The sequence below is a fragment of the Nitrospira sp. Vd2 genome (genome assembly GCF_979581665.1).
In genome coordinates this window covers 117,644-134,969 of record NZ_CEFZSK010000011.1, presented here as the reverse complement: position 1 = coordinate 134,969, position 17,326 = coordinate 117,644, and the positions used below count along the sequence as shown (strand labels likewise).

At 62.1% G+C, this 17,326-nt stretch carries 17 protein-coding genes; 11 read left to right on the top strand and 6 right to left on the bottom strand.

The features are described from left to right. Nucleotides 1-125: 125 nt before the first annotated feature. The 4 genes from AC1U7K_RS05685 (at nt 126) to AC1U7K_RS05670 (ending at nt 3,774) form a co-directional block, all read left to right on the top strand. A complete protein-coding gene (locus AC1U7K_RS05685; RefSeq protein ID WP_480249927.1) occupies nt 126-347 on the top strand; it encodes a hypothetical protein in 222 nt (73 codons plus the stop codon). 223 nt (nt 348-570) lie between these two features. After that, nucleotides 571-1,800, top strand: a complete 1,230-nt coding sequence (locus AC1U7K_RS05680) for a 3-dehydroquinate synthase (RefSeq protein ID WP_480249926.1) — start codon at nt 571-573, stop codon at nt 1,798-1,800. Beyond that, nucleotides 1,797-3,062, top strand: a complete 1,266-nt coding sequence (eboE, locus tag AC1U7K_RS05675) for a metabolite traffic protein EboE (protein WP_480249924.1) — start codon at nt 1,797-1,799, stop codon at nt 3,060-3,062. The genes AC1U7K_RS05680 and eboE overlap by 4 nt, the downstream gene beginning before the upstream one ends. Further along, nucleotides 3,055-3,774, top strand: a complete 720-nt coding sequence (locus tag AC1U7K_RS05670) for a UbiA family prenyltransferase (RefSeq protein ID WP_480249923.1) — start codon at nt 3,055-3,057, stop codon at nt 3,772-3,774. The genes eboE and AC1U7K_RS05670 overlap by 8 nt, the downstream gene beginning before the upstream one ends. A 203-nt stretch (nt 3,775-3,977) precedes the next feature. On the opposite strand, the gene AC1U7K_RS05665 is transcribed toward AC1U7K_RS05670, so the two are convergent. The 3 genes from AC1U7K_RS05665 to AC1U7K_RS05655 form a co-directional block, all read right to left on the bottom strand. After that, nucleotides 3,978-5,357 (bottom strand): alkaline phosphatase family protein, encoded by a 1,380-nt coding sequence (locus AC1U7K_RS05665; RefSeq protein WP_480249922.1) that lies wholly within the window; start codon nt 5,355-5,357, stop codon nt 3,978-3,980. Between the two features lie 324 nt (nt 5,358-5,681). Then, nucleotides 5,682-6,560: a TatD family hydrolase gene (locus AC1U7K_RS05660; protein ID WP_480249919.1), complete on the bottom strand. Its 879-nt coding sequence runs from the start codon at nt 6,558-6,560 to the stop codon at nt 5,682-5,684. A gap of 1 nt (nt 6,561) precedes the next feature. After that, the gene (locus AC1U7K_RS05655; protein WP_480249918.1) at nt 6,562-7,284 is read right to left on the bottom strand and encodes an EboA domain-containing protein; all 723 of its coding nucleotides are present in this window, start codon (nt 7,282-7,284) and stop codon (nt 6,562-6,564) included. 201 nt (nt 7,285-7,485) lie between these two features. On the opposite strand from AC1U7K_RS05655, the gene AC1U7K_RS05650 reads away from it, so the two are divergent. The 4 genes from AC1U7K_RS05650 to AC1U7K_RS05635 all read left to right on the top strand — a co-directional run bounded on the left by AC1U7K_RS05650 (nt 7,486) and on the right by AC1U7K_RS05635 (nt 11,531). Beyond that, nucleotides 7,486-9,009, top strand: coding sequence for a PQQ-dependent sugar dehydrogenase (locus AC1U7K_RS05650; protein WP_480249916.1), 1,524 nt, complete (start codon nt 7,486-7,488; stop codon nt 9,007-9,009). Next, nucleotides 9,006-9,320, top strand: a complete 315-nt coding sequence (locus AC1U7K_RS05645) for a c-type cytochrome (protein WP_480249914.1) — start codon at nt 9,006-9,008, stop codon at nt 9,318-9,320. The genes AC1U7K_RS05650 and AC1U7K_RS05645 overlap by 4 nt, the downstream gene beginning before the upstream one ends. A gap of 32 nt (nt 9,321-9,352) precedes the next feature. Next, on the top strand, nt 9,353-10,855 hold the full coding sequence (locus AC1U7K_RS05640; RefSeq protein WP_480249913.1) for an aldehyde dehydrogenase family protein: 1,503 nt from the start codon (nt 9,353-9,355) through the stop codon (nt 10,853-10,855). A gap of 97 nt (nt 10,856-10,952) precedes the next feature. Beyond that, the gene (locus AC1U7K_RS05635) at nt 10,953-11,531 is read left to right on the top strand and encodes a hypothetical protein (RefSeq protein ID WP_480249911.1); all 579 of its coding nucleotides are present in this window, start codon (nt 10,953-10,955) and stop codon (nt 11,529-11,531) included. A gap of 689 nt (nt 11,532-12,220) precedes the next feature. Here the strand turns inward: AC1U7K_RS05635 and AC1U7K_RS05630 are convergent. From AC1U7K_RS05630 to AC1U7K_RS05620, 3 genes are all read right to left on the bottom strand, one after another. Further along, nucleotides 12,221-13,036 carry a hypothetical protein gene (locus AC1U7K_RS05630; RefSeq protein ID WP_480249910.1) on the bottom strand — a complete coding sequence of 272 codons (816 nt, stop codon included), beginning with the start codon at nt 13,034-13,036 and terminating at the stop codon, nt 12,221-12,223. 75 nt (nt 13,037-13,111) lie between these two features. Beyond that, on the bottom strand, nt 13,112-13,480 hold the full coding sequence (locus AC1U7K_RS05625; protein WP_480249909.1) for a flagellar brake protein: 369 nt from the start codon (nt 13,478-13,480) through the stop codon (nt 13,112-13,114). A gap of 53 nt (nt 13,481-13,533) precedes the next feature. Next, nucleotides 13,534-15,069: a carboxypeptidase M32 gene (locus AC1U7K_RS05620; protein WP_480249907.1), complete on the bottom strand. Its 1,536-nt coding sequence runs from the start codon at nt 15,067-15,069 to the stop codon at nt 13,534-13,536. 120 nt (nt 15,070-15,189) lie between these two features. Between AC1U7K_RS05620 and AC1U7K_RS05615 the strand changes: the two genes are divergently transcribed. From AC1U7K_RS05615 to AC1U7K_RS05605, 3 genes are all read left to right on the top strand, one after another. After that, on the top strand, nt 15,190-15,846 hold the full coding sequence (locus AC1U7K_RS05615) for an O-methyltransferase (protein WP_480249906.1): 657 nt from the start codon (nt 15,190-15,192) through the stop codon (nt 15,844-15,846). A 154-nt stretch (nt 15,847-16,000) separates the two neighbouring features. Beyond that, nucleotides 16,001-16,918: a DMT family transporter gene (locus AC1U7K_RS05610; RefSeq protein WP_480249905.1), complete on the top strand. Its 918-nt coding sequence runs from the start codon at nt 16,001-16,003 to the stop codon at nt 16,916-16,918. Beyond that, nucleotides 16,915-17,316 carry a response regulator transcription factor gene (locus AC1U7K_RS05605; RefSeq protein WP_480249903.1) on the top strand — a complete coding sequence of 134 codons (402 nt, stop codon included), beginning with the start codon at nt 16,915-16,917 and terminating at the stop codon, nt 17,314-17,316. Before AC1U7K_RS05610 ends, AC1U7K_RS05605 begins: the two co-directional genes overlap by 4 nt. The last annotated feature ends 10 nt before the right edge of the window (nt 17,317-17,326 follow it).

The window sequence follows — 17,326 nt, the reverse complement described above, 5'->3', positions numbered from 1 at the left end:
CAGCCGTCGCCGAGCGTCCAAGCAGTCCAGGCCGCCCTGTCTTCACGCGGAGCCACTGCCCCCGCTCCGACTGCTCTCTCCCGATGTAGATGATTTTGAGATATGACCTTTCGCGCGGATCGGTCGTGTTTATCGGCACGGCCACAGTGCTCATTCGTTACGCCGGCTTTACCGTGCTTGCCGACTCCAATGTGCTGCATCGCGGCGAGCTAGTGATTTGGGTATGGGCTGCGGTCGCGGCCATTGACGAATCGGGCGTGATCTCGGTATGGCAGAACGACCGGCAGCGGGCGTGGTTAAAAACGCGGATCAAGACCGCCTCACCCATGTCGCTCCTCTTCTCATAATAGGCCGGATTCGAAATCGCGGCTGAGGCGTCGCCTCGGCCGTGACGGCCGAACTCGATCTGCAAAACAGCGAAGGCTCGCATGCACGCTGCCTCCAAAGCTGACTACACCGCAATCATCCTTCTCCTGATACGCCACGCACTATAACGCCGCTAAAAGCGGGAAGGGTGGAGTCCCAGAGGGCAGTCACATCTCCACGCCGGGCTGGCGTGTCTAGCAACGCATGGGCGAACAGCATTCAAAAACGATAAACGGCACGAAGGCCGGCGACCGGCATGAGCAAAGCCTGACGGTGGAGTTTCGTTATCCGGTTTATTTCACCACCGACGTGTTTAATCCGAAGAACGCGTGTCTCGAGTCGGCAATTCGACGACGAGAAGGTGGTCGAAGACATCGCATCTGCCTCGTCCTCGATCGCGGCGTTGTGCACGCGGCACCGGCGGTGACCCAGGCGGTCAATGGCTACTTCGTGGCGCATTCGGATCACCTCGTCATGGCCGGACCGCCCCTCGTCGTGCCCGGTGGCGAGGCGGCCAAGAACGATCCGCTCGCGTTGCAGATGGTCCAGGACCACCTCGCGGCGCTCGCATTGGACCGGCACTCGGTCGTGATGATCGTCGGTGGAGGCGCCGTGCTCGACATGGCAGGCTATGCGGCGGCGATCGCGCACCGCGGACTACGGGTCGTCCGGCTGCCGACGACCGTGTTGAGCCAGGACGATTCGGGTGTGAGTGTGAAAAACGGGATCAATGGGTACGGCCGGAAAAACTATTTCGGGACCTTTGCGTCGCCGTTTGCGGTGATCAATGACGTTGGGTTTCTTGCGTCGCTCCCAGAGCGAGAGCGAATCGCGGGTCTGTCGGAGGCCGTCAAGGCGGCGTTGATTCGGGATGCGGGACTGTACGGCTGGATCGAGCGCCACGTCGATGCCTTGCGCGAGGGGCAGATGGACCAGCTTGCCGTCCTGATTCGCCGCTCAGCGAGGCTGCATCTCGATCACATCGCCCGATCGGGTGATCCGTTCGAGCAGGGAAGTGCGCGACCCCTCGACTTCGGCCACTGGGCCGCTCATAAGATTGAAACGCTGAGCGGCTACGCGGTGCGCCATGGCGAGGCCGTGGCGCTCGGCGTCGCGTTGGACAGCCTTTATTCATCGCGTGCCGGCTTCTTGGATCAGAGAGCCGCCGATGCGATCCTCATGCTCCTCCACCGCCTCGGGCTTCCGCTCCGGCACGACGTATTGGCCGATGACGCGGTGCTCGACGGCTTGCAGGAGTTTCAGGAGCATTTGGGCGGCGACCTCTCGATCACCTTGCTGGCTGGGATCGGTCGTGGCTTCGAAAGCCATCAGATCGAACGAGACCTGATGAGGGCGGCGCTCGATGACCTGCGAAGGTTCAGTGACACCCGGAGCGCGCGAATGCGGCCAGAGACGGTCGGACTAGAGCGATGACTCTCGATCTCCCGGGCTCTCCGCACCTCACCTATTGCACCAACATCCACCGGGGCGAAAGCTGGCCAGAGGTTCGGGCGACGATCGCTCGCCATGTCGTCGCCGTGAAGGCACGCGTTGTGCCGAATGCGCGGTTCGGCGTGGGCCTCAGGCTGTCGGCACGCGCGGCTGAGGAACTGGCACGCCGGGACGAGCTGGCACGCTTCAAGGACTTCCTGCGATCAGTCGGCCTCTACATCTTAACGATCAACGGCTTTCCCTACGGGCCCTTCCACGGCCAGCCGGTGAAAGCCGACGTCTACCGACCGGATTGGCGGGAAGACGCACGACTCCACTACACGAATCTCCTTGCCGAACTGCTGGCCGACCTTCTCCCGTCAGACGGCTCAGATCAAATTGGAACGATCAGTACCGTCCCGTTAGCCTATGCACCGGGCGTGGGGACGGAAGGCATAGCGCGCTGCGTGGAGCGCCTCCTCTCGCATGTGGCTCGGCTGATCGCGATCAGAGAACGCACCGGCAAGACGATCGCGCTCGCGTTGGAGCCCGAGCCGGGCTGTGTGCTCGAGAGCGCGGTCGATGCGGTGCGCTTCTTTGATCAGATGGTGTTCAGTCGATCGGCGGTTCGGCAACTGGCGCACCTCACCGGCCTTTCGCTCACCGACAGCGAGAGCGCCCTTCGCCGCCATCTCGGCATCTGTTTCGATGCGTGTCACCTGGCCCTGCAATTCATCGAGCCCGCCGATGCTGTCCGGCAATTGAGCGCCGCGGGTATCCCGATCCACAAGGTGCAAGTCAGCACGGGATTGCGTGTCGTGCGCGATGGCTCGAATCACGATCTCCTCCGGCCGCTCGGTCAATTTGCGGATGCCGTCTACTTGCACCAGGCGGTGGTCAGAAGCCAGGACGGTACGATCGCACGATACATGGATCTGCCCGAGCTGCTCCAGACGCTTCCAACGGCGCAGGCCGACTGGCAGGAATGCCGGATTCACTTCCACGTGCCGATTGTTCTCGAACGGCTCGGCGCGTTCTTCAACACCCAGCCGTTTCTGCACGGCCTGTTCGACGTGCTGTCGGCTCAGCCGGTGGCGCAGCATCTCGAGGTGGAAACGTACACGTGGGAGATGCTGCCCGAGGCGTATCGGACCGAGCAGGTCGAGGAGTCGATTGCGCGCGAGCTGATGTGGGTCCGCGACCGCCTCACGCACGTCCCGTCTGCCGGCGCTTCAATTGGGAATGCGACCTCATCCTATGTATGAGCTTGCCGTCCCCTCGTCGAAGGCGAGCGTCTATCTTCGATTGGGACGAGTGTCCAATCTTCCCACGGTGTGGACGAACGTGATCGCGGCGATCGTCCTCTCGGGTGAGCGCCTCGACGCCTCATCGGTCCTGCCCCTGCTGCTCGCAATCTCATGCTTCTACATCGGCGGCATGTTCTTAAACGATGCCTTCGATCGCGAGTTCGACCTGCGGGCTCGGCCGGATCGACCGATTCCCGCCGGGCTCATCAGCCCTCGTGAAGTATTCGCCGTCGGGTTCCTGTTGCTCTTCCTGGGCTGGGCCATCGTCACGCTCCGTGGCGGTACGGAGCATCTGCATGGCGCTCAGGCCGCACTCGCCCTGTTCGTCGCGATCGTCCTGTACGACGCATCGCACCGCCATGCTTTGGCCCCCTTCATCATGGGCGCTTGTCGCGGCCTCGTGTACCTGACGGTCGCACTGACTGTTGTGAACGGCGTTCGCAGCCCGCTCCTGGTCGGGGCGCTCCTGATCACAGTCTATGTCGCGGCCTTGTCATTTGTAGCCAAGCGCTCGCCCGGCTCTCATCGTGTCGTCGCGACCCTCATCGCCGGCATTGCGCTTCTGGATGCGCTGCTGGTCCTTTCGCAAGGACATCCGGCGATGGCGGCCCTCACTGCCCTGGGATTTCCATTGACCGTGCTCTCTCAGCGCTGGATCCGTGGGACGTGAGCAGGATGTTGAAAAAGGCCTCCAGCTTCGAAGACACTGGGCGCTCACCAACTCGCGCCCGTGCGCAAACGTGAGGCGAGTTATTCCTCGCCTCGCACACCTCGCATCACTCGGAGGTTCAACGTACAGCTGAGAGTACGCCTCGCCTCCTCATTCGCTGCGGCCTTGCTGGAAGACCTTTTTGAACATCCTGCTAGATCTGATCACGTCGATTTGAAGACGTGCGCGAGGATGAACGACTTGACGTCCGCAGCATGGAGCGGTCCTTCAGGAAGGAGGTCGGGTTCGCTGGAGATCACGAGCGGGCCGTCCTCGGGCTTGTCCGTCGGGCGACCATGGGAGCCTTTGACGAGCGAGGCGTCGAGAGGAATCACGTCCATGAGCGTTCGGAAGCCGAGGGATCGTTTCAATAAGGTCCACCCGACCTTGACCGACGGCATCCGAAGGGCCGGATCGAGAAACAGCTCGACCGGGTCGTACCCTGGCTTTCGATGAATGTCCACGGTGCGGGCGTAGTCGGGCGCACGATCATCATCGAGCCAAAAATAATACGTGAACCAGCAATCGGGCCGAGCCACCGCCACCAAATCCCCCGACCGTCGATGGTTCAGCCCCGCCTCGCGCTTGCCCTCCTCATCGAGCACTCGCTCGACGCCAGGGAGGTTTTCGATGAGCGACCTGACGGCCGGCACGAGGTCAGCGCGTCGGATGTAGATGTGCGCGACTTGATGATCGGCGACGGCAAATGCGTCCGATGCCCCGGCATCCAACTTTTCCTCTCCCTGCTCGACTCTCACCGCGAGCCAGCCCGCTTCCCGCAGCGCGCGATTCACGTGCACCGGTCCAGCGACCGCCGTCACGCCATATTCGGACAGCACGACGGTTCGCATGCCTTGCCGGCGCGCGCGATCGATCAGCACGCCGCACAGCTCATCGATCGCCTCGAGATCTGTCGCCATACGCACGTCCTGCGGGCCGAGGCGTTGGAGGTTGTAATCGAGATGCGGCAGGTAGACGAGCGTCAGTGTCGGTCGCCGCGTCTCGTCCACATACGCGGCGCACCGGGCGATCCATTCGCTCGATCGGCGACCGGCCGCCGGCCCCCAGAAATGAAAGAGGGGAAAGGGCCCCAGGTGATCAGCGAGTTCTTCGCGCAGCGCGGCCGGCTGCGTGTAGAGGTCGGGAATCTTGCGGCCGTCCGCCGGATAGACGGGGCGAGGCGTGACGGAATAGGTCGCCGTGCTGTACATGTTGTACCACCAGAACAGCTTCGCACAGGTGAAGCTGGAGTCGAGCCGGGCCGCCGCCTCCCAGACCTTCTCACCTTGGACGAGGTGGTTCGACTGCCGCCAAAAGAGCACCTCCGCCAGCTCACGATCGTACCAGCCGTTCGCGACACAGCCGTGATCCGACGGCAGCAGGCCGGTGGTGAACGTCGATTGAACGGAGCAGGTGACGGCCGGCAGGATCGTCGTGAGCGGCCGCATGGCACCGTCGCGAGCCAGCCGAGAGAGATGGGGAGTGGAAGGACCGAGCAAGGATGGCGTGAGCCCCACGACGTCAAGCACGAGCGTCCGATACATGCCACCTCATGACGGTGTTCGTCGGCGCTGCCGGCTAGAAACTCTGGCGCGCCGCGACCGGCCGGTAATTCATCCCGGGCCTCTTCGCGCCAAGACGTGAGCCGCGCAGCGACACCATTTCCAGCGCTCAGATGCCACGACCGGTTGGTCTCTGGCGCGCCACGGCCGGCGGGTGGTTCATCCCGTGGTCTCTGTCGCGCCACGGCCTGAGATCGTGATCGCGCAGCGACACCCTTTTCGGTGCTCGTCGCCACTGCCTGTCGGAAACTCTGGCGCGCCACGGCCGGAAGGTTGTTCACCCGGTGGTCTCTGTCGCGCCAAAACCTAGGCGTGACGCGCCGCCTGACCGCGCAGAACGCTGTTGCCTTCCCAGAGTTGGGTCTGATCGATGACGGTGCCGTTCAAAAGGCCGTCGTTGAGTTTGCCGCTCTGGCTGAAGAACCGAACGGGGTTGTGCCAAACGATCTGCTCGACCTCGTCTTCGGCGATCCCGCTCTTCAGCATCAGGCGAGCGGTCTTCGGCACCTTCAAGGGATCGCTGATGCCCCAATCGGCCGCGCTGTTGATGAGGATGCGATCGGCGCCGTAGCGCTTCACGAGTGCGACCATCCTCGGCTCGTCCATCTTGGTCTTCGGATAGATCGAGTGGCCGGCCCAGCAGCCGGTCTGAAGCACGAGCGGGAGCGTCTCTTCGGTGTTGTGGTCGATCAGCACGCGCTCTTCCGGAAAGCTGAGTTCGCGAATCAGCGCAAGACTCCGCTCCGTGCCGCGCTTCTTGTCGCGATGCGGCGTATGGACGAGGACTGGCAAGTCGAACTCCTTGGCCAGCTCGAGCTGAAGCGCGAAATAGGTCTCCTCGTCCGCCGTCATCTCGTCAAAGCCGACCTCGCCGACTGCGACGACCCGATCCTTGACGAGATAGCGCCGTAGCAGGTCGATCACGCCGGAGGCGACTTTCGGGTTGTTCGCTTCCTTGGGATTGAGCGACAAGGTGCAATAATGCGTGATGCCGAACTGGCTGGCCCGAAACGGCTCCCACCCTAACAAGGACCGAAAATAATCTTCGAATGTCCCGACGTGCGTCCTCGGCTCGCCGACCCAAAACGCCGGCTCGATGACGGCCGCGATCCCAGCCGACGCCATCGCCTGATAATCATCGGTCGTCCGGGCGCTCATGTGGATATGCGGATCGAAGAATTTCACGTCATGTCCCGTCTCGGTGCACACCGGCGTCGAGCACGTCGCAAAGATCTCCGGGGATGCTGCGGCCCGCCGCCCGCCGTTCACTGACGAGGTCGAGCGCCATGCGCCGCAACTCGGGCGAACGGCGTTCCTCGAGCCCGATGATACGTTTCACCGGGATGCCGAGATACAGCGCCTTCAAGACCATCTGGTGGAAGGCGGCATCGTGAAAATACGCCGCGGGGTAGGGATTCTCGCAACTGATCGCCGTGAACAGCGGTTCGATGTTGGTGCGGCACGCTTCTTGGGCGAGCGGGACGAACGCTTCTCGATCGGGGAGCAGCGGGAGGCTCCGCAGCACCGCGCGCCGCTCGTGAAGATCACCGTTCAAGAACAGGCTCTCGACGATCTGCGGCATCTCGTACACTCCGGATTCGTAGCCGATCAGGAGGAGCAGCACGCGCGTCCATTCATCCACGCGGGACGACAGTTCCCAGGAAAGGCCGACGGCCTCGAGGCGTGCCCACTCACCGGGGTTCAGCACGATCTCGCTTCTCCCGACCTGTCGTGCGGCCAACGAGAACAGTCGGCAGAAGTGCTCCGCATCGTGGTTATCGTTCAGGGCGGTAGATGATTCGTCCAACCATCGTGCGCCGTCGATCGTTAATCGTTCTTCGAGAACGGTCTTGAAGACGAAGAACGTCGAAGAGGGAGAGGAGCGATGGATCTTCAGTGCAGTTCTCATGACTCGCCGGTCATAGGTACGCCGAGAGACGAAAATCGAGAAGCAGCACGCGTCACGCTACTCTGTCGGTAAACGTCTGTCAGTTCGAAGAGCGCCGGTGGCTCTTCAGTGCGGCAGGGATGGGGGCACAGACGGCGTGACAGAAAAAGGCTCCCTCTGCCGACAGTGGGTGACGAAAGACGGAGATACAGTGAGAGGCGCATGAAGCAGGGATACTTACACCGCATTGCACTGAGTATCACCGGCGTGCTGATCTGCGCTTTCCTGCTCGCTCAGTGCTACGAGTGGCGCAGTCCGTCGGGTGGCAGCCAGGCCACGTTTACGCCTCCCCGTTCCGTCAATCCCGCCGACGTCGCCTTGCCATCGGGCTATCGGCTCGAGGTGGTGGCGACCGGCCTCACATTTCCCACCGGGGTGGACTTCGACGACGAGGGCCGGGTGTACGTCGTGGAAGCCGGCTACTCGTACGGCGAAGCATGGGACACGCCGAGACTACTGCGAATCGAGGCGGACGGCCGGCCGGTCGTGATCGCGTCCGGTGACAACAATGGGCCGTGGACGGGCGTGGCGTACCATCGGGGCAAGTTTTATGTCGCCGAAGGCGGCGTGCTGCGGGGTGGCGGGATCTTGCAGATCAGTCCGGACGGGGGCATCGAGCGCGTGATCTCCGGTTTGCCGAGTGTGGGCGCCCATCATACGAACGGCCCGGTGATCGGACGAGACGGCGCGATCTACTTTAGCGTCGGGACGCTGTCGAACGCCGGTGTGATCGGCGAAGATGAAGCGCAGTTCGGCTGGCTGCGGAGATTTCCGCACGCCCACGACACGCCCTGCCGCACGATCCGGCTGACGGGGGAAAACTTTACGTCCGGGAATCCGCTGACTCCGGAGGACAACGACACGGCGACGACCGGTGCCTTTGTGCCGTTTGGGACATCCACGGTGAAGGGCCAAGTCATCGAGGGACGCCTTCCCTGCAATGGCGCCGTCTTTCGCCTCGCGCCTGACTCACGGAAGCTGGAGTTGGTCGCGTGGGGCTTTCGCAATCCGTTCGGGCTCGCGTTCTCGCCGGATGGCTCGCTCTTTGTCACCGACAACAGCTATGACAATCGCAAACACGGCAGTCGGCCCGTGCACGGGACCGGCGACCTGCTGTGGCGGGTCAAACCGGATACTTGGCATGGCTGGCCGGACTTTCACGGGCAGCGCCCGCTTGATCTCGGCGACCACTTCGTTCCACCCGGCAAGCGTCGTCCCCCGCGTCTATTGCTCGAGCCACCGAATCTTCCGCCGCCCCCGGCCGCCATTCTCGACGTTCATGCGTCGGCCACCGGCTTTGACTTCTCGCGTAACGCCGCGTTCGGCTACCCCGGCGAGGCGTTCATTGCGCTCTTCGGCGATCAGTCACCGACGTCGGGCAAGGTCGTGAACCCGGTCGGGTTCAAGGTCGTACGCGTCGATGTCGAGACCGGCCGCATCGAAGAATTTGCGGTCAACAAGGGCCGTAAGAATGGACCCGCGTCGCGGATCGGCGGCGGGGGCTTGGAGCGGCCCATTGCGGCCCGATTCGACCGGAGCGGGAGCATCCTGTATGTGGTCGACTTCGGCGTGATGACGGTCGGGCAGGGTAAGAAGCTTCGGGGCCCGTACACCGAATCGTATGAACCCACGGAACCTCGCCGAGGGACGGGGGTGCTGTGGCGGATTGCACGAGAGACCCGATGACACGCGGCCTCGCCATCTTCTTCGTCTTACTCTGCACGACGATGGCGGCGTGTGGCTCCGCCAGGCGCGGTGAGCCGATCGCAGGCCCGATCGTGTTGACGACCGAAACGGCGCGGCACGGGCAAGTCGTGTTCATGCGGAACTGCTATCAGTGCCACCCGGGTGGCGAGGCCGGCCTGGGTCCAGCCATCAACAATAAACCGCTCCCGCAATTTCTCATTCGCTACCAGATCCGCCATGGATTCGGTGCCATGCCGGCATTCAATCCGCTGAACACCCGCGTTGACCCCCTCCCCCACCGGGCCGTATAGTTTCGTCAGGACGTTGACACGCGAGGTGCTCGATGACGGCCACCAAGATGCACAACTTCATCGATGGACGGTGGATGAGCGCGCCCGGCGATCAGTGGTTCGAGAGCCGGAACCCGGCGAATCGGGACGAGGTGATCGGCACCTTTCCCGAATCGAGCGGCGACGACATCGAGATGGCGGTCTCGGCGGCGGAACGCGCGTTCAAAGCCTGGCGCGAGCTGGGTATGGTGAAGCGGGCCGAATACCTGTTGCGTGTCGCCGAGGTGATGGACGCGGACCGTGAAGCGCTCGCGCACACCGTAGCCCGAGAGGCAGGCAAACAAATCAATGAAGCGCGCGCCGACGTCGTCGAAGCGATTCATACGGCGCAGTATGCCTTCTCGTACGGCCATATCGGGCAATACGGGAAGGTTTTGGCGGATGAAGTGCCGAGCAAGCGCTGCTTCGATGTCTTGGAGCCGCGCGGCGTGGTCGTCGCCATCACGCCGTGGAATTTTCCCATCGCGCTCCCGTTTTGGTTGACCGGCCTCTCGCTCGTGGTCGGCAATTGCGTGATCCTCAAGCCGAGCGAGTACACGCCGATGTGCGGGGCGAAGATCGCCGGCTACTTCGAGAAGGCCGGTGTGCCACCCGGGGTGTTCCAAGTTCTGCACGGCACAGGGGAAGCGGTGGGCGCCCCGCTCGTCTCGCATCCGCAGACGCAGGTGGTGCTGTTTACCGGCAGTTACGACGTCGGACGCTGGATCAAGCAGGAAGTCGCCAAGCACGCGGACAAGGTCTGCACGATCGAGACCGGCGGCAAGAACGCGGTGCTGGTCATGGACGACGCGAACGTCGACATGGCGGTGTCCGCCGGCGTGCTGTCAGCATTCAAGACGGCGGGGCAACGCTGCGTGACGGCCGGACGGTTACTGGTGGATGAGCGGATCGCGGACCAGTTCAGCGAGCGCTTCGTCGGCGCCGCCAAGCGCGTAACGGTCGGCAATCCGCTCGATGAGGACGTGTTCTACGGCACGATGATCAACCAGCAGGGTGTCGAGAAAGGTCGGCGGTTCAACGAGACCGCGCGCAAGGAGGGCTTCGAGGTCTTGCTGGACCGCAACTCGGAGCCGCCGCCGACGCCGAACGGCTATTGGCTCAAACCGTTCGTCTACCGAGGCCCGTGGCGCTCCGACAGCGTGTGCTTGACCGAAGAGGCCTTTAGCCCGCATGTCGCCATCGTGCCGGTCCGCGGAATCGAAGAGGCCGTCGACGTGTACAACGATACGAAATTCGGCCTCTCGGCCGCCATCATCACCGAGGATTATCGCAAGGCGAAATACGCGGAAGAGCATCTTCGCTGCGGCATCTTCTATTGGAACTTGCCCTGTATCGGCGCGGGCGTCCGGATGCCGTTCGGGGGCGTGAAGCAATCGGGCAATCTCATTCCGTCCGCCGCCGGCCTGCTGCCCGTGCTCACCCATCCGAAAGCGATCACGTACAACCTCGATACGAAGATCGTCATGGCGCAGGGCCTGACCGCGGAGATTAAATGAGAAGGTTGAGGCTGAGGTTCAGGGCAAGAATTGTGACCTCATGGGGAACGCTCGTCTTCTGATTTTAACGTTACCTTAACCCTCGGCCTGCTTTTGCATGCGTAAGCCGAATCAGATCACCGTCGATCGCATCCTGCTGCTGTACCTGCTCAAGCTCGCGGAGCCGTTCGGATTATTGAACGACGTCAAGCTGCAACAACTCGCGTTCCTCTCCGAGCTGCAAATGTTCAACAAGGGCGTCAAGGGGTTTCATTTCGAGTTCTTTCGGTACGCGTATGGCGTATTCAGCAAGGATCTCGACAACGACCTCATGTCGTTGCGCAGAAAGGAGCGGGTCGAGAATTTCAGCGTGGCGGAGGCGGCGGACCCGGCGCTCGCCTTATTTCTGGACTCCATTGAGAAGGCCGACAAAGAGGAGCAGGCCGAGGCGAACAAGCAGGTGATCGAGATTCTCCGCGCCGTCATCGAGCATTACGGTCCGCAGGAGACCGATGCCGTGATGAAGGCCGTAGAAGCGGTGGAAATCAGCACGCCGGCGCAACCCGAATTCAAAATCGCGATCCGGGACGTCTCCTTTCACACCACGCTGCTCGTCCCCAGCCGGATCGAGGTCAAGAACGAACTGACGCTCCCTCCCGCCGTGCTGGCGCGCGTGAATGCGAGTCTTGGCTATTAACGCGACGTCCTCCTTATCACGTAGAACAGACCAAGCCTACCTACGTATCGTTCCTCCAGCCTAGAGATGGAACTTCCTAAGCGACTGACGGCGTCCACTTTGCCGTGTTGCCTACGATGAAGAAGGTAGGAAAGGTCGACTTAATATAAAGCAGGAGGAGACTATGCGGTACTACACGTGGACAGGGGCTGCTCTGCTCATGCTGTGCTCGTGTGCGACGACGCCACCCGCATCGACAGGCGATCCGTCGTTTAAGTCATTAGCGGATGCTCAGGCATACTATGACAAACTCGAGCAACAACAGAGAAAGATGTTGGCAAATTTTCCGAGCATCGTGCGGGCGCCTTGTCCCTCAGAGCCGGGACTCGTCCCCGAGCCGCGACCGAGCGAACAATCTCGCCTGAAATAGTAGGGCGTAGAGGGAGGTTGTGCCGTTCGTCTCCAGGCATTGGTACGGTGACGCGCGTGTTAGTTCTCTGAATCCGGGGGCGGGGCGACGGTCTTAGCTCCCTCTATTTCCGACCCACGACGCGGAAGGAGGGCCGATCGTTCGGTGGGCATCGGAAAAGTTGCCCCACATTGGCGAAGGCTGTCCGACCTTCAACGATGAACGATGGGTAGATAAGAAGCAGCTGGCTCCGGCGCGTAGGCGGGATCCTTTTCCCAAAGTGTGATGAAACGCCAGGCTTTTACAACTTCGGTTTCTCCTGCTGCTTCGCCTTCTCGATGTCCTGTCTGTGCTGACCTTGGGCGATCTCGTCCTTCCACTTTTTCGTGGTCTCTCCTGCGCGTGCGCCCATGGGCAGGCTCACGGCGGTCACGTACAGCCGGGTGTACAGCTCAGGGACGGCCGGACTCGGCGTGAATTCGACATTCACCGCGGTATAGGACGACATGCACCAGGCGAGATCTTTGTTGCCGTAATTGGGCGCCGGCGTTTCGACGATTTGGCTATTCGCGACTCGCGCGGGGCACGACGAAATCGGATCGACCATCCCGTTCAGCGGAGGGGGCGGAGTCGGGCGGCCCTGTTCGTCCATGAGCCAGAGCATCCGTGTGATGTGGGTGTCATCCGTCGTGGGTTTGCCCTGTTGGTTCTCGGCACGCGTTTCTTTCCCGTACTTCTCACGCAACGATGCCAGCAATGTCGTCTTGAGAATGCCCTTGTCCGGGAAAAAATGCACCCGATAGACCCGCCAAACGACCTGCTTGTTCGGCGGCAGCGTCACATCGACGATGACTTCGTCGCCTTCCATTCCTTCCGGCACATTGTGTGTCCCTGACGAAAACGAGAGGATCACCGGTTTGTCGATCGTCGGCAGATTGATCGATCCCACCTGGATCTTGTACTTGGGCAAGGCGGCCTGCAGCTTGGCATGGGCCTCGCGCGCCGGCATGCCGAGCTGAATGCCGAGCACATCAGGCAACCCTTCAGCCTTCGCAGGGCTTGCCAGTGCCACGACGACCGCGATGGCGCCGAGCACCGACGTTACTAGCATATTCATCCAGCAACCTCCTTTGTTGATCGGCAAAGAAACCGGCTGTCGCAGCCGCGTGCATCTTTGCCGCCGCACCACCCCTTACACGCTGTAGTGATCTTTCAGACGCTCGGCTTGGCGGCGAAGAATCCAACGCACCAGCCGGTCTTCATCATGACGCGCCAGTTCGGTGAAGCGGGCGCCGATGCGACGGCGATCTCGCTGACGGGGAAGCGGGTCCACATGGAGCACGCGAGCCTGTAGGCGCAATCGTGGGTCTTCGCCGAGGTCGAGGATGAGGGCCAGCAGATCGCCCACATCGTACGCCGCGCTTGTCACAAATCCGATGCCGCCCGCACTGATGTTGACGGTTTGCGCGCTGATCACCAACTCCTCCGCTGATGCGGCGAAGGCAATGCCCACCGGCATTGTAATGGTGAGGCGGAAGGCTTGCCGTCTCTCAGCGCCCACAGCTCATCCTTGTGGCGTTCGGCGGGGCTCGGCGGCCGAACACACGCCGCCTGTCAGGACAGCGCGTACAGCTCGCCATATTTCAGTTCCAGGTACTCGATAAACGGCTGCGGAGTCAGTGACTGACCCGTGACGCGCTCGAGGAGATGCTCGGCGGTGAACATCCGTCCCCACCGGTGGATCTTTTGGTTGAGCCACTTGGTCAGGACCGTCAGGCGGCCGGCGGCGATTTCGTGTTCGAGGTTTGCAATCTCGCGGCGCGCCTGATTGTAGAACTGCGCGGCGTACAGATTCCCAAGCGTGTAGGTCGGAAAATAACCGAAGGCGCCGAACGACCAATGCACGTCCTGCAGCACGCCGTCGGTATCGCTGGGCGGAGTGATGCCGAGATACTCCTGCATCTTGGCGTTCCAGAGCTCGGGCAGCTCGTCAAGGCGCACCTGATCGGCCAGCACGGCTTGCTCGATCTCGAACCGCAGCATGATATGAAGGTTGTACGTCAGCTCATCGGCTTCGACGCGGATCAACGACGGCTTGACCCGATTGATGGCGGCATAGAACTGATCGAGCGACACGCGCGCGAGCGGCTCGGGAAACGTCTGCTGGAGCAGCGGATAGAAGCAGCGCCAGAAGGCACGACTGCGACTGACGCAGTTTTCCCACAGCCGCGACTGGCTTTCATGAATGCCGAGCGACAACGGTTCTCCAAGCGGGGTGCCGTACCGCGCGGGGTCGAGCCCTTGATCGTACAGACCGTGCCCGCCTTCATGAATGCAACTGAAGAGACAGGCCGGCAGCTCTTTTTCGTAGACCCGTGTGGTGACCCGTACATCCGTCGGATGAAATGAGGTGGTGAACGGGTGGGCGGAGAGATCCAGGCGACCCCGCTCGAAGTCATATCCCATCGCGGTGAGTACCAGACGGCCGAATTCAAGCTGTTTCGCCGTATCGTACGCCTGGTACAGAATCGAGTCGTCGATCTTCACGGACGCGTGCATCACCCGCTTGAGCAGCGCAACGAGGCGCGGTTTCAATTCGGCAAAGATCGGGGTCAGGCGGGCGACGGTCATTCGGGGCTCATACGTATCGAGCAAGGCGTCATACGGCGCCTCGGCATAGCCCAAGTACTCGGCTTCTTCGCGCTTGAGCGCGACGAGAGTCGTGAGGTGTGGGAGGAACATCGGAAAGTCGTTCTTTTTTCTCGCCTGTGTCCATACTTGCTGGGCGATCGATGCTTCCTTCGCCAGCCGATTGACGAAATCGGACGGGAGTTTCTTCGCCCGGCTGAAGTCGCGCCACACCTCGCGGAGCAGCGAGCGCGAAGCCTCATCCCAGGCATCGGGTGGAGTCTCAATCGCGTGGCCGGTGGTTGGGTCGACCCATTGGCTCAGCAGCCGCTCGATCTCCGGCGCCACCAAGCGATCGTGCGCCAACGTCTGAAGTGTCGCAATCTGCTGGGCGCGCGCTTCACCCCCTCCAGCCGGCATGTAGGTTTCCTGATCCCACGACAACACCGACGCGGCACTCGTGAGGTGTTGGATTTCCGTGAGATGTGCCGTGAGCGCGGCAAGCGTGGCGAGCGTCCTCATCCATCCTCCTTGCCAAATACCCGATCGTTGAATGAAGATGCAGTGTACGGAATAGCGGCACGATTGTCGATTCCCGCCTAGCCGGGGTGAATCGTACCGCACAGCTGTCGGAGAGAAGCCATGAAGCCGTTGGTGCTGCCCGATATCGAAATCTACGCTGCGGCGCATTCCTGGCCGGAATCGCCCCTCTGCCGCGCGCTCCGGGAAGAGACGCACCGCATGATGGAGTCGCCGCAGATGCTGGTGGGGCCGCTCGAAGGCGCCTTCTTGAAAATGATGACGACAGTGATCGGAGCGCGCCGTGTGCTGGAGATCGGCACGTTTACCGGCTATAGCGCGCTGTGTTTCGCCGAGGCGCTTCCCTCGGATGGGCGCGTCGTCACCTGTGATCTCGACGAGGAGTCGGTAGCGGTGGCGAAGCGCTACTTTGCCCGAAGCCCGCATGGAGGCAAGATCGAGGTCAAGCTTGGGCCCGCCCTCGACACGATGGCGCGACTCTCCGGTCCGTTCGATCTCATTTTCATTGATGCCGATAAGATCAACTACGGGCGCTACTACGAACGCGCGCTCGATCTCCTCGCGCCTCGCGGCCTCATTCTCATCGACAACGTCCTATGGTCCGGCGACGTCCTTTCCTCCCCGCCGCCGGACGAATCGACGGAGGTGATTCAGGCGTTGAATCGGCGCATTGCCGCCGATCCGCGCGTGCAGGCCGTCTTGCTGACCGTTCGAGACGGCATCCTGATGGTTCGCAAGGCGACCGTGTCGACCTCGTAGCGGTTCTGAAACCGGATAAACCTCCTTGACTGCTCGGCGCGGCACTGCTATAAGCCGCCGAAATGCGAGACGCTCGCTCGTCTCCACATCGACGTACTGGTGAGAGGTCCTTCCGATCGTCTGGATCTGAAGGACCTTTTTTTATGTGATGTCGATGTCGCCATCCGTGCTCATGTCCTACGCGGCACTCACGACCGCGGCCCTTGTCTGGGGCGGATCCATCGTCGGCCAAAAAATCTCGCTCGGGTCGTTTTCTGCCGTCGAAGTGTCCGTCTTCCGCGGCGTCGGTGCGCTGTGCCTGTTGGTCCCGTTGTGGTGGTGGCAGGAGCGTGGGCAGGCGCGATGGTCGCCAGGTGATGTGCTCACCCTGACGGCGCTCGGGCTGGCCGTCCTCGGCAATCACCTCCTGACCCTTTTCGGTCTTCGGTATATCGGCGCCGCGGCCGCCGGCGTCATCATCGGTGCGAGTCCTACGATCACCGCGTTCTTGTCGTCGCTCCTGACCCGAGACGTGCCGTTTCGGGCGGTATGGCTGGGCTGCATGGTGTCGTTTGTCGGGGTCGCCCTAGTCTCAGGGATCGGGCGCGGGGCGACCGTCACCGGAGACCGGCCCGTGATTGGCGGTACACTAGTCGTGTTGGGTCTGGTCAGTTGGGCCGTCTACACGATTGGAAGCCGACAGATCATGGAGCGCTTGTCGCCGCTGACCGTTAATTGGACGACGCTCCTGATCTCGATCGTGCTCCAGATTCCGCTGTTGGCGATGGATCAACACGTCTTGGCGCGCGGTCTGGCCGACGTCTCGGGCGCTGCGTGGGCGGCACTACTCTATCTCATCGTCTTCGCCACGGCGGTGGGCCAACAAGCGTGGCTGTATGGCGTGCGGGGTGTGGGGCCTTCGCGGGCCGGAATCTTTGTGAATCTGATCCCGGTCTCGGCGCTGTTGTTGTCGGCGGTGATCCTTCACGATGAAATCGGTCTCCGAGAGGTGCTGGGCATTGCCTTGATCTTCGCCGGCGTCTGGCTCGTGCATCGGCAGAGTCGCGTCACACTTGAGGAGGCGACGACGTGACGGGACCGGAGACCGCCGGCGCGAAGCCGACCATTCTCATCGTCGATGACGACCAAGACATGCTCACCCTCCTCCGATTCCTCGTTGAACGCGAAGGGTATCAGGCGATTCTTGCGCCGGATGGCCGTGCCGCTCACACACTCATCGACACGATGGCCGCTCCGCGGTTGGTTCTGCTCGATATCATGCTGCCCTTCCAAAGCGGGTTCGAGCTGGTCACGCTGATTCGGTCGAAGCAGGCGTGGCAGGAGGTTCCCATCGTGATGCTGACGGCCGACTCCGCCGAACGCGACATCGTCCGGGCGCTCGATGCCGGCGCAAACGACTACGTCGTGAAGCCGTTCAACCCGAAAGAATTGATGGCGCGATTGCGGCGGTTTCTCAAACACCCTCGGTAACCTGGCGAGC

Excerpts from the sequence above, each read along its gene's own strand:
- AC1U7K_RS05640 (WP_480249913.1), top strand. The coding sequence starts at position 9,353 with ATGACGGCCACCAAGATGCACAACTTCATCGATGGACGGTGGATGAGC.
- AC1U7K_RS05620 (WP_480249907.1), bottom strand. The coding sequence starts at position 15,069 with ATGAGGACGCTCGCCACGCTTGCCGCGCTCACGGCACATCTCACGGAA.
- eboE (WP_480249924.1), top strand. The coding sequence starts at position 1,797 with ATGACTCTCGATCTCCCGGGCTCTCCGCACCTCACCTATTGCACCAAC.
- AC1U7K_RS05665 (WP_480249922.1), bottom strand. The coding sequence starts at position 5,357 with ATGTATCGGACGCTCGTGCTTGACGTCGTGGGGCTCACGCCATCCTTG.
- AC1U7K_RS05615 (WP_480249906.1), top strand. The coding sequence starts at position 15,190 with ATGAAGCCGTTGGTGCTGCCCGATATCGAAATCTACGCTGCGGCGCAT.
- AC1U7K_RS05610 (WP_480249905.1), top strand. The coding sequence starts at position 16,001 with ATGTCGCCATCCGTGCTCATGTCCTACGCGGCACTCACGACCGCGGCC.
- AC1U7K_RS05630 (WP_480249910.1), bottom strand. The coding sequence starts at position 13,036 with ATGAATATGCTAGTAACGTCGGTGCTCGGCGCCATCGCGGTCGTCGTG.
- AC1U7K_RS05650 (WP_480249916.1), top strand. The coding sequence starts at position 7,486 with ATGAAGCAGGGATACTTACACCGCATTGCACTGAGTATCACCGGCGTG.
- AC1U7K_RS05655 (WP_480249918.1), bottom strand. The coding sequence starts at position 7,284 with ATGAGAACTGCACTGAAGATCCATCGCTCCTCTCCCTCTTCGACGTTC.
- AC1U7K_RS05680 (WP_480249926.1), top strand. The coding sequence starts at position 571 with ATGGGCGAACAGCATTCAAAAACGATAAACGGCACGAAGGCCGGCGAC.
- AC1U7K_RS05670 (WP_480249923.1), top strand. The coding sequence starts at position 3,055 with ATGTATGAGCTTGCCGTCCCCTCGTCGAAGGCGAGCGTCTATCTTCGA.
- AC1U7K_RS05645 (WP_480249914.1), top strand. The coding sequence starts at position 9,006 with ATGACACGCGGCCTCGCCATCTTCTTCGTCTTACTCTGCACGACGATG.
- AC1U7K_RS05635 (WP_480249911.1), top strand. The coding sequence starts at position 10,953 with ATGCGTAAGCCGAATCAGATCACCGTCGATCGCATCCTGCTGCTGTAC.